Source organism: Sodalis sp. dw_96, assembly GCF_018449575.1.
Classification (GTDB): Bacteria; Pseudomonadota; Gammaproteobacteria; order Enterobacterales; family Enterobacteriaceae; genus Acerihabitans.
Map to the genome: position 1 here is coordinate 1 of NZ_JAAVUT010000039.1, position 10,896 is coordinate 10,896.

Sequence of the window (10,896 nt, forward strand, 5' to 3'; positions counted from 1 at the left end):
CCTACAAGGGATTAAGCCACTTGGGCGGTCTCAGTCCCTTGAACGTACCTCATCGTGAGGACTACATATGCATCAATGCCGTCCTTTCGTCGCTGCTATCAGCCAGCATGAATAAATAGTTTTGCTGCCAAGACTCACTACTTTCAATGCGCCTTGGGCGGTGGTTCATTGGTGATTATTGCCTAGCCATCCCCCGCAAACTAGCTTAACGCCTGCCAATAGTTCCTCAGAAAGCTGGGGACACTCTCTGGTGTCTTCAAATATATTGAAGTATATTTACAACTGCGCCCGCCGTCACAACTATCAGGACGGGGTGGGTCCCGAATCCTTAGAATAGGCCGCATAGCGAGGAAAGATTGTGTTAACCATTTTCGGGCAATTCACAACCCCGCCTCATGAGGATGTTCAAATGGTATTATTTTCTCCTGGAATTAATAGTTTTATTCTCGATCCAATCATCAAAGAAGTTTTTTAATATATCGATGCGACCAGAATGGCTTTTTAGGTCATTTGTGCTTCTATTTAAATTGTCGAATTCAATAAGATTTCTATCAAGATTTTCTGCATTAGCTGGCTCTCTATTTTTACTTCTCATTTGCTCAAAAAAAACTAAAAACTCACGAACCATGTGGTGGTTATCTTCAGGCAATCCTCTAATAAACCAATAATAAACTGGCAAAATACCTCCATTCGCCAATAATTTGTCTTTAGGCAAGAAAATTTGGGCCATTTCGTCAAGTATCTGAATGATACGGCGTAATGCTAATTCAATTTGATCCGCACCTTTTGATTCCGCGGTTGAGGCGAATTCATCGAGGCTTTTCTTTTTAGTTTCCACTGGCTTATCATAATATTCGAAAATTAGTAACTTAGCTGCTGCATTTAAATCGGCACCGCGTTTTACGGAGAAGGCTATATTGTCAATGAAAAAAGCATGCCTTGAGATTTCACGAATTATTGCGGGTGTCTTGCCGACCATGGCATTCCTTATCTCTGCACCTGTTAATGATTTACTCCTATTGAGACGCACAAAAAGTTCATTAATTGGTTCTTCAGAATCAGCATATACACCAACAATTGTAAGTGGAAAGGTTTCGAATAATTCCGCTATTTCAATGTAATTTTCTAATAGATCTTTATAGCCAAGTCCACCAATCTTGATAGAGCTATCGGAAAGAAAATTAAAATCGTCGTTTAAAACAATGATTCCGTCAAAGAAATCGAAAATTGCTTCAAGGCGCTGTTTTCCATCAATAATGGCGTAAGGTAATTTCTTTTTATTTAGTTCAGAATCGCTCCATGTATAATCGGCCATATAAAGCTTTGGAATATCATAACCATTTAGTATTGAATCGATTAAGTAAGCTTTATCTGTATTGGACCAAAGACGTCCGCGACGTTGGTACGGAGGCATCATATCAATTTTCTTTCTACGGCTTTTCCACCAAGTTAAAGGTTTTGGATCCATAAGTTGAATTTTAAATGTGGGTTTTTGTCCAGCCATAGTATTAAACCTCAAATCCAAAGTTACGCTTCATTTCCTGGGCTAACCCATCAAGGTCAGGATAGACAACTGATTCAGTAATACCATAAGACAGTATGGATTTTCTAAAATCTGGAAGAAGTTCCTTTTTTAATATCAATTTTATCAATGAACCGTCAGGAAATTGGTCTTCATCGTAAACGTCTTCCATTGAATCTAAATTTTGACCGAATATTGTGAAGACTCCTCGCTGTGCAACTATACGCGGGCTATTATGCGTACCATACATCGCCACAGCATGTTTATTCATTTTAGCAAATGTTCCGGTTGGTTCATACCCTTTCATTTCAGGATCTTTCGTAACCAAAACATTACCTTCAAAACTTTGATGATTAAGCGCGTGACGATTCCATTTGATGGGATCTAAAATCCATACAGCAGCATCATCTTTAAACGTTATTTTTTGTTTTTTTCCAATTAAAGTGAAGGAAGCTGACATGACTGCGAAATAAAATGCAATAAATGGATTTTCGCTCCAATCTAATAATCGAGTAGGTATCCGGTAATGTTGCATAAAAAATAGAGCGTCCCAGTCATCAGTAAGTTGTTTATCCGTAAAGGGAACACTTCTTTGCCTAAAGCGGATCATTGTATCTCGCTCGATCAAAGCTAGTTCACTTATATTTTTTTTGTAGAATGCCTATAAAGACCAGGCAAAAGACTATAAGAGCTTTGGCCGACACCTCTAAACCACAGAGTGCTATCAATTTCATGAAGCCGTTCTTCAATTTTTTGAATGTATTGGGTAAAGTTTTCTGGAGTAAATTCAATGAGTTGAGCCATAATGTTCTTATGTGAATTATTGTGATTGTATTTCTACATATCTTAGAAATTCTAAATTTACAGGTGACTAACAGCAACTATACATATGTATAAAAAAACATCAGCATGACCTGTAATCCGATAAGAATTATCAACGTTTATATAAAATATCATTTATAACAATAAGTCAATGATTTTAGTAATTTTATATTTTAATTTTTAAATGACTAAAATTCTAATCAATTTCTTTAAATAATTTGTTTAAATTATTTTTTGAAAAATAATATTTGTTTGCCTCGTTTACTAATCGATATAATAGCGGCACAAGCTGGCTTCATGCCGCTAAATTATCAATGTTGGGAAAATAATAAGCAGCAATATATAGCGGCCATTCACCAAGGAATGAATATGAATTACGAACCAATGAAACGTTTGGTGGAAAAAGCGATGAACTACGATCAGTTGGCCAGTCGCAGATGAGCATATTTCTTCCGGCTCTCTTTCAGAGACGCTTCAACCTGCTCCGAGGTTTGTCCCGTTTCGATAGCAGTCGAGGTCACGATGGAACGGACAATACTTTCCTGTGAAGGCATGCGATACGAAGCTGATTTTTGTTTGCTTTTCATAAAACCCCCCATTCATTCGTAAGTTTCGAATATAACGTAGACAGTACATCTTAGGAAGGCAGGTAAAAATTTTGCTGGAAAATGGTGCCGATAATAGGAGTCGAACCTACGACCTTCGCATTACGAATGCGCTGCTCTACCAACTGAGCTATATCGGCATGATGAGGCTGTCATGCGGGGGCAAATCACGGGGGGACACGTTATGCAAAAGCGGTTGAAGAGTCAATAGGCGTGTGTCCGTATGCTGATAAAAAGAGCAGAATGCTAATAAAAATCAACCAATCAATACCCGCTATCATTAACCTGACAGTTTTTTTGTTCTTCTTTTAACAGTAAAGAGGTGGTTAATGAAGTTACAAGGCGTGCACCATGCGGCACTGGCGGTGGCTGATATGGCAAAGATGACGGCGTTTTACCGCGATACCCTCGGTATGCAGGGTCATCCCACCAAACACAACTGGCTGGGCACCGGCCATGGTTTTACCCTGCACCTGATGCCCACCGACAAGCCGCTCGCCTCCACGGATCCCTCGCGGCATATTGCCTTTCAGGTGGAGAACCTCAACGACTGCTGTCGTCATCTGCTGGCTCGAGGTCTGCGTCCATATCAAATGTCCGGGACAATGGAGGTGTTTTGGCTGACGGATAGCGAAGGCCCGCTGGATCAAGGCATCGGCACGATTTTTCTGGAGGACCCGGAGGGCAATACGCTGGAATTCGTGGAACGGCACCGGGGGCTTTTTGCTGACTATGATGACGGACTGGATTGAACGGTCAGATCACGTTTCTGACTAAAAGAACTGGGGAAAAAATCTCCACATGACCGCCGAAACTCCGGCGGCCATGTGTTCATTAAAACAATGCCATCCACGGCATCCGATCATCACCCCCGCACCAGATTATCCCCATACCCAATCCACTTATACGTAGTGAGCGCTTCCAAACCCATCGGGCCACGGGCATGGAGTTTCTGGGTGCTGACCGCCACTTCCGCCCCCAGGCCGAACTGGCCGCCGTCGGTGAAGCGGGTGCTGGCGTTGACATACACCGCCGAGGAGTCCACTTCCCGCACAAAGCGTTCCGCCGCGCTGAGGGATTGGGTGAGGATGGCATCGGAGTGCTGGGTGCCGTAAATGCGGATATGTTCCACCGCCTGGTCGAAACCGGTGATCACCCGGACGTTCAGGTCAAGGGAGAGCCATTCGTCGTGGTAATTCGCCTCTTCCACCGCCACGCAGGTGGCGGGGCCGTCGGCCAGATAGGGCATGGCCCGTTCATCGGCGTGGAGCCGCACGCCCACTGAGTGCATATGGCGGCTCAGGGCGGCGAGAAACTCCGGGGCGATGCCTTGGTGTACCAACAGGGTTTCAAGTGAGTTACAGGCGCTGGGACGCTGTATTTTGGCGTTCTCGATGACCTTCAGCGCCTGGGTGAAGTCGATGGTCTCGTCGGCATAGATATGACAGACGCCGATGCCGCCGGTAATCACCGGGATGGTGGACTGTTCGCGGCAGAGTTTATGCAGCGCCGCGCCGCCGCGTGGGATCAGCATATCCACATACTGGTCCAGACGCAGCAGTTCAGTCACCAGGGCGCGATCGGGGTTATCGATGGCCTGTACCGCCTCTTTTGGCAGGTTGCAGGCGGACAGGGCATCCTGGATGACGCTGACGGTGGCGGTATTGGTGCGATGGGTCTCTTTACCGCCGCGCAGGATGACCGCGTTGCCGGTTTTCAGGCACAGGGACGCCACGTCCACCGTGACGTTGGGGCGCGCTTCGTAGATAACCCCCACCACCCCCAGCGGCACCCGGCGGCGTTCGAGCTTGAGGCCGTTATCCAGAAAGCGTCCGTCAATCACCTGTCCCACCGGATCGGTAAGCAGGGCGACCTGGCGCACGTCTTGGGCGATGGCCGCGAGCCGGGCGGGGGTGAGCAGTAAACGATCCAGCAGCGCTTCGCTGAGGCCGTTTTGCCGGGCATCGGCCATGTCCAGGGCATTGGCGGAGAGGATGGTCTCGCTTTGCGCGTCGAGCCGGTCGGCGATGGCCAGCAATGCCTGGTTCTTGTCAGCGCTGCTGAGCACTGAAATCTGCCAGGAGGCCTGTTTGGCGGCCCTACCCATTTGCTCGAGCATGGAAACTCCTTAATAGATAATCATATCGTCGCGATGGATTACCACCGGGCCGTATTCGTAGCCGAGAATATCGCTGATCTGCTGGGAGTGATGGCCGGCAATCATGCGCAGGGCGTCGCTGTTGTAGCGGCTGACGCCGTGGGCGATATCCTTGCCGTCCAGCCCGCGGATGCGCACCACCACGCCACGGGAGAAATCCCCCGCCACCGCCTTGATGCCTTTGGGCAGCAGCGAGCTGCCCCGCTGCAGTATGGCGGTGAGCGCGCCGTCGTCCACGGTGATGTCCCCTGCCGGCGGCGGCCCGAACAGCCAGCGCTTGCGCGACTCCAGCGGCATCTCCTGGGCATGAAAGCGGGTGCCCACCGGCAGGTCCGCCATCATGTCGCCGATAACGCCGGGTCGGTTGCCGGCGGCGATGACCACATCCACCCCGGCCCGGCTGGCCACTTCGGCGGCCTGGATCTTGGTGGCCATGCCGCCGGTGCCGAGGCCGGATACGCTGTCGCCAGCCACGCCGCGCAGCGCGTCGTTAATCACTTTGACTTCGGCGATCAGTTCCGCTTCCGGATGGTTGCGCGGATCGGCGGTATACAGGCCGGCGATGTCGGTGAGCAGCAGCAGCTTATTGGCATCCGCCAATATTGCCACCAGGGCCGAGAGATTGTCGTTATCCCCTACCTTGATTTCGGCGGTGGCCACCGCGTCGTTTTCATTTATAACCGGCACGATGCGGTTGTCGAGCAGTGCGCGCAGGGTGTCGCGGGCGTTAAGGAAACGTTCGCGATCTTCCATATCGGCGCGGGTGAGCAGCATCTGTCCGATATGGATGCCGTAAATGGAAAACAGTTGTTCCCATAATTGGATCAAACTGCTTTGGCCGACGGCGGCCAATAGTTGCTTGGAGGCGATGGTGGCCGGCAGTTCCGGGTAGCCCAGATGTTCGCGACCGGCGGCGATGGCCCCGGAGGTAACAATCACGATGCGGTGCCCGGCGCCGTGCAGCTGGGCGCACTGACGCACCAGTTCCACGATATGGGCGCGGTTAAGCCGGCGCGATCCGCCGGTGAGTACGCTGGTGCCCAATTTCACAACCAAAGTCTGGCTGCTATCCATAATGTTCTGCCGTTATAATTTTTAGAAAGCCGTGCCTATCTTTGAAAAAGAAAAAGCGCCATACCCTTTATCTTTCGAGCCGCAGCTTGTTGGCTGCAACTCAAATTATTTAGGGTACCTATGCCGCTCAGCATAACGCGATTTACGATAAAAAGCAGGCCCGGCGTGCTATGAGGAGGAGAGGCTAAAGGGGTGATCCTTGAAGGAATCCGCCGGTTCCAGCGTCATGTCCAATGCGACGATATAGGCGCGCAGGCGGGTGTAAAACTGTCGCAGCGAGCTTTCCAGTTTATCCAGCACTTCCTGCTCGCTGATTTTTTTCTCGCTCCAGTGGCCCTCTTTGTCGAACAGGCCCAAATGGTAGGTGTAGGTGTAGCGTTTTTCTTCGGCGTTCAGATCGATCCACCAGCCATAGAACTCCCGCTTTTCCGGCGACGGCTGCATATTGATGCATACCGCCAGACAATCAAAGAAAAAATGATCGTCGCTGCATTGCCCTTCCCGTATGTAGGGACCGAGCGCGGTGAATCCTTTCATTAATCTGCTTTTGGGATGTCCACTGACTAAAGCCATGCTTTTCTAACCTCTGATACCGCGAAAAAAAATAACCGTCTTCTCTATTTAGCAAACTAATAGAATTAATCAACTTAGAATTTTCAGTTTTTTTTCAGCCAATCACGAATATTGAGCAAAGCATGGTGAAAATTTTGGTATACCGGCGCCGGTTTCACCGCTAAAAGGGTGCCGGATGACGAGGAGGAAACAATTAATGTCGCCTCTTCCTTCGGGCTAAAAGGATCGTTTTCCCAATAGCCCGCCAGCATGGGAATCGGGCATCGGCGTCCGAGCAAGCCCTGGGTTTTCAGGGAATAGCGGCTGAGCTCGATTTTCAGCGCCGCGTCCGAGGCGTGGGCCATGCCGATGCGGCTGGCCAGGACATCCATATACATGCCCGGCACACGGTCCTGTCGGCCGGTGTCGGTGAGCAGCGCGTGCACCACCGGGCCGAGGCAGGCCACTCCGCGCAGGCGCTGGGATTCCAGGTAGGCCAGGCGCACGGCGATATTGGCGCCGAACCGAAAGCCGAAGGCGGTGATACGCTGTGGGTCTATCCAGGGGATGTCCGCCATGGCTTTCAGCACCTGCTGATGGAGAAAGCTGGAATCCTGGCTTAGTTTCCACTTGGATGAAAAGCCGATGGAGGGCATGTCGATAGTGAGCATCGCCATGCCCGCCGGGGCGAAATAGTCGTGGAACAGGCGATAGGTATCGTTTTGCAGCATATCCAGCCCGCCGCACACCAATACCGTGGGAAACGGTCCGTTGCCTTCGGACGGCAGATGCAAAAAGCCGGTGAGGATGCCCTCGCCGCTGATGGGGAAGGTCAAGGCCTTGAGCTGATAGCTGAGCCGGCTTGCCGCCTCTTCCCAGGCGCGGTTGGCGAGGGTTTCCGCCTGCTCCGCCAGCTGGTCCCCCGGCAGATGGGGATAAGCGGCGATGCTGTAGAAGTTAGCCGCCTTCAGCCATTGTTCGCCGGACACCTCCGGCTGCGGTTCATCCATGGCCTTTTGCTGCCAGGCCATGCCTTGGTGGGACCATTCGTAAATCCAGTTGCCGGGGCGATAGCCGATGACGGTATCCAGCAGTCGGTCATCGGTGCGTTCGGCCTTACTGGCGGCGATACGGGCCAGGGTTTCTTCGATCTCCCAGGCATCCACGCCGCGCCAAATCCACAGCAGGCGGTTGATCATGCGATACCAGTTGCTGGGATTGGCGCCGTCCAGGGCGGCGAGTACCGGGCCTTGGCCGCCGGGATGGCGGGCGCGCGTCACCAGCGTGGAAGTTTCAGGTAGTTTAAAGGAAGGTTTAAACAGTATCTCGCTCAGATTGGTACCGCTCATTGAGCTTTTTTCTCCGATAAGGCATGCCGCTAAATCGTGTCCCGCGTTAACGGGAGGATGCCTGCCAGATTACTCACTTACCGGCCAAAAAACAAACGCCCGGCAGGGCGGGCGTGGGGATAATACGTGGATCGCCAGGTTGCCCGCGTAATCCTCGATCCATCAGGGTCGTATATGATAACAAACCGGCGGCACGCTGGGTCAAGGATCGGTCGGGGCGCGATACACTCCGGGCGGGGCACAAACGATAACCCTTGCCGGGATGGGCAGAAGACGCAATAAGCATCGGCGGTGCAAAAATACGTAAAGAACCGTTATTTGTCGCTCAGCGGCGGAACAAAGGCCACCGCCATGTCCCAAGGCTGTTCAATCCAGGTATCCTGGGGAATGTCCACCACATAGTCGTCCACCAGCGGCCGGCCGGCGGGTTTGGCGAAAATGGTGACAAAATGTGCTTTGGGATACATGTCGCGGATGGCCTTGGCGGTGCCGCCGGTATCAACCAAATCGTCGATAACGATAAAGCCTTCGCCATCGCCTTCGGCGCGTTTAAGCACGGTTAGCGCGCGCTGGTGCTGATGGTCGTAGCTGGAGATGCACACCGTGTCCACGTGGCGGATATTCAGCTCACGGGCCAGGATGGAGGCGGGAACCAGACCGCCGCGGCTCACCGCGATAATGCCTTTCCACTGCGCTGCCGGAAGCAGCCGCTGGGCCAGTTTCCGTGCCTGAAGTTGCAACATGTCCCAGGTGACGACGTATTTTTCACTCATAAATGCTATCCCAGCCGGATCGGGTCGGCTTAAAAGAACCAGGGGGAAAAAGGTTGCGCGAGATTATAGAGACGCAACCGCCGAAATACCAGCGCTACCACCCTTTTTAAACGCGGTTTCACCCTCGGTTAGCGTAAAGTGGTATTCTTTAGCCATCTTTGGTCACCCTCCGGCCGGCTGCGCGCCACATTGACTCCCCGGCCCGGGTCTTTTGTCGTTACAGGAGTTTTTATCGTGTCTGAACTGACTCAACTTTCGCCACAGCCCTTATGGCAAATATTTGACAAAATCTGTTCCATTCCGCATCCCTCATACCATGAAGATGCTTTGGCAGGCCATATAATCCGTTGGGCCCAGGAAAAAGGATTGTTCGCGGAACGGGATCAGGCCGGCAATGTCCTGCTGCGCAAACCGGCCACCCCCGGTTATGAAAAGCGTCGCCCGGTGGTATTGCAGGCGCATCTGGATATGGTGCCGCAAAAGAACAGCGATACGGTGCACGATTTCACCCGCGACCCGATCCAGCCCTATATCGACGGTGATTGGGTCAAGGCGCGCGGCACCACCCTTGGCGCGGACAACGGCATCGGCATGGCCTCGGCATTGGCGGTGCTGGCGGATGACAGCGTGCAGCACGGCCCGCTGGAAGTGCTGCTCACCATGACCGAAGAAACCGGCATGGAAGGCGCGTTCGGTTTGCAGCCGAACTGGCTGCAGGCTGAAATCCTGATCAATACCGATTCCGAAGAAGAAGGCGAAGTCTATATGGGCTGCGCCGGCGGGGTGGATTTTAAAACCGTGCTGCCGTTGGAACGTGAGGCGGTGCCCGCCGGTTACCAGGTGGTCAAGCTGACCCTCAAGGGCCTCAAAGGCGGCCACTCCGGCGTCGATATCCATCTTGGACAGGGCAATGCCAACAAGCTGCTGGCCCGCTTCCTGTTTCAGAATGCCCAAAAACTGGATCTCCGCGTACTGGACGTCACCGGCGGCACCCTGCGCAACGCCATCCCCCGCGAAGCCTTCGCCACCCTGGCCCTGCCGCAGGAAAACACCGAAAGCCTGAATGCGCTGGCGCAGCAGTACCTGGCGGTTATCCAAATCGAGCTGGCGGCCAAGGAAAAGAAACTGGCTATTTCAGTGGAACCGCTGCAATCCGAGTTACAAGCGCTGACCAAAGCCTGCGGCGATAAGTTTATCGCCCTGCTGAACGCCACTCCCAACGGCGTGATCCGCATGAGCGACGACGTAAAGGGCGTGGTTGAAACCTCTCTCAACGTAGGTGTGGTGTCCATGGACGAAAAGACCGCCACCATCCGCTGCCTGATCCGCTCCCTCATCGACAGCGGTAAAGAAAACGTGGTGGAATCCCTGACCGCTCTGGGCCAACTGGCGGGCGCGGAATGCATCGCCAAGGGCAGCTACCCGGGCTGGAAGCCGGACGCCACCTCCCCTGTCATGCATCTGGTGCGCGAAACCTACCAGAAGCTGTTTAACAAAACGCCGAACATCCAGGTCATCCACGCCGGGCTGGAATGCGGGCTGTTCAAAAAGCCCTATCCGAACATGGACATGGTCTCCATCGGACCCACCATCACCGGACCCCACTCCCCGGACGAACAGGTGCATATCAAAAGCGTCGGCCAGTACTGGACCTTATTGACCGCACTGCTCAGGGCCATCCCGGAAAAAGCCTGAGGATCGGGCGCCCCATAGAGGGGTAAGCTCGCGATCACCGAACGTGCAAAGGACGTGTTAAAGGGAGACCGTGCCGATGGGGTCGAATCGGGCATGGTTTTTCTGCCCGACCGAGTGCCCCATGGCTCGGTAGGCCCGCCATCACCGATCGTGAACCGAGCCTGTTAAAGGGGGACCGAGCCAATGAGGTCGAAGCGGGCATGGTTTTTCTGCCCGACAGAGCGCCCCATGGCTCGGTAGGCCCGCCATCACCGATCGTGAACCGAGCGTGTTAAAGGGAGACCGTGCCAATGGGGTCGAATCGGGCGTAGTTTTCCCGCCCGACGGAGCGCCCCATGGCTCGGTA

The 10,896-nt window shown here is 52.6% G+C and carries 10 protein-coding genes and 1 tRNA gene; 2 read left to right on the top strand and 9 right to left on the bottom strand.

Translation table 11 applies throughout. The features are described from left to right. Positions 1-415: 415 nt before the first annotated feature. The 4 genes from HB631_RS26465 to HB631_RS26480 all read right to left on the bottom strand — a co-directional run bounded on the left by HB631_RS26465 (position 416) and on the right by HB631_RS26480 (position 3,089). Entirely contained in the window at positions 416-1,504 is a 1,089-nt protein-coding gene (locus tag HB631_RS26465) for a DUF262 domain-containing protein (RefSeq protein ID WP_213994160.1), read from the bottom strand. A 4-nt stretch (positions 1,505-1,508) separates the two neighbouring features. Next, on the bottom strand, positions 1,509-2,132 hold the full coding sequence (locus tag HB631_RS26470; RefSeq protein WP_213994161.1) for an FRG domain-containing protein: 624 nt from the start codon (positions 2,130-2,132) through the stop codon (positions 1,509-1,511). 631 nt (positions 2,133-2,763) lie between these two features. Further along, entirely contained in the window at positions 2,764-2,931 is a 168-nt protein-coding gene (locus tag HB631_RS26475) for a hypothetical protein (RefSeq protein WP_255557333.1), read from the bottom strand. An 82-nt stretch (positions 2,932-3,013) separates the two neighbouring features. Then, positions 3,014-3,089: transfer RNA gene (locus HB631_RS26480), tRNA-Thr, on the bottom strand. Positions 3,090-3,278: 189 nt separating this feature from the next. On the opposite strand from HB631_RS26480, the gene HB631_RS26485 reads away from it, so the two are divergent. Next, positions 3,279-3,701, top strand: coding sequence for a VOC family protein (locus tag HB631_RS26485; protein WP_213994163.1), 423 nt, complete (start codon positions 3,279-3,281; stop codon positions 3,699-3,701). 113 nt (positions 3,702-3,814) lie between these two features. Here HB631_RS26485 and proA read toward each other — a convergent pair whose 3' ends face one another. From proA to gpt, 5 genes are all read right to left on the bottom strand, one after another. Then, positions 3,815-5,068, bottom strand: a complete 1,254-nt coding sequence (gene proA, locus HB631_RS26490) for a glutamate-5-semialdehyde dehydrogenase (protein ID WP_213994164.1) — start codon at positions 5,066-5,068, stop codon at positions 3,815-3,817. 9 nt (positions 5,069-5,077) lie between these two features. Then, the gene (gene proB, locus HB631_RS26495) at positions 5,078-6,181 is read right to left on the bottom strand and encodes a glutamate 5-kinase (RefSeq protein WP_213994165.1); all 1,104 of its coding nucleotides are present in this window, start codon (positions 6,179-6,181) and stop codon (positions 5,078-5,080) included. A gap of 168 nt (positions 6,182-6,349) precedes the next feature. Beyond that, the gene (gene crl, locus HB631_RS26500) at positions 6,350-6,754 is read right to left on the bottom strand and encodes a sigma factor-binding protein Crl (RefSeq protein ID WP_213994166.1); all 405 of its coding nucleotides are present in this window, start codon (positions 6,752-6,754) and stop codon (positions 6,350-6,352) included. Positions 6,755-6,837: 83 nt separating this feature from the next. After that, complete coding sequence (frsA, locus tag HB631_RS26505; protein WP_213994167.1) at positions 6,838-8,082, bottom strand: esterase FrsA; 1,245 nt, start codon at positions 8,080-8,082, stop codon at positions 6,838-6,840. A 314-nt stretch (positions 8,083-8,396) separates the two neighbouring features. Further along, a complete protein-coding gene (gene gpt, locus HB631_RS26510) occupies positions 8,397-8,855 on the bottom strand; it encodes a xanthine phosphoribosyltransferase (protein ID WP_213994168.1) in 459 nt (152 codons plus the stop codon). A 234-nt stretch (positions 8,856-9,089) separates the two neighbouring features. On the opposite strand from gpt, the gene pepD reads away from it, so the two are divergent. Continuing rightward, complete coding sequence (pepD, locus tag HB631_RS26515; protein ID WP_213994169.1) at positions 9,090-10,550, top strand: beta-Ala-His dipeptidase; 1,461 nt, start codon at positions 9,090-9,092, stop codon at positions 10,548-10,550. Positions 10,551-10,896: the final 346 nt, after the last annotated feature.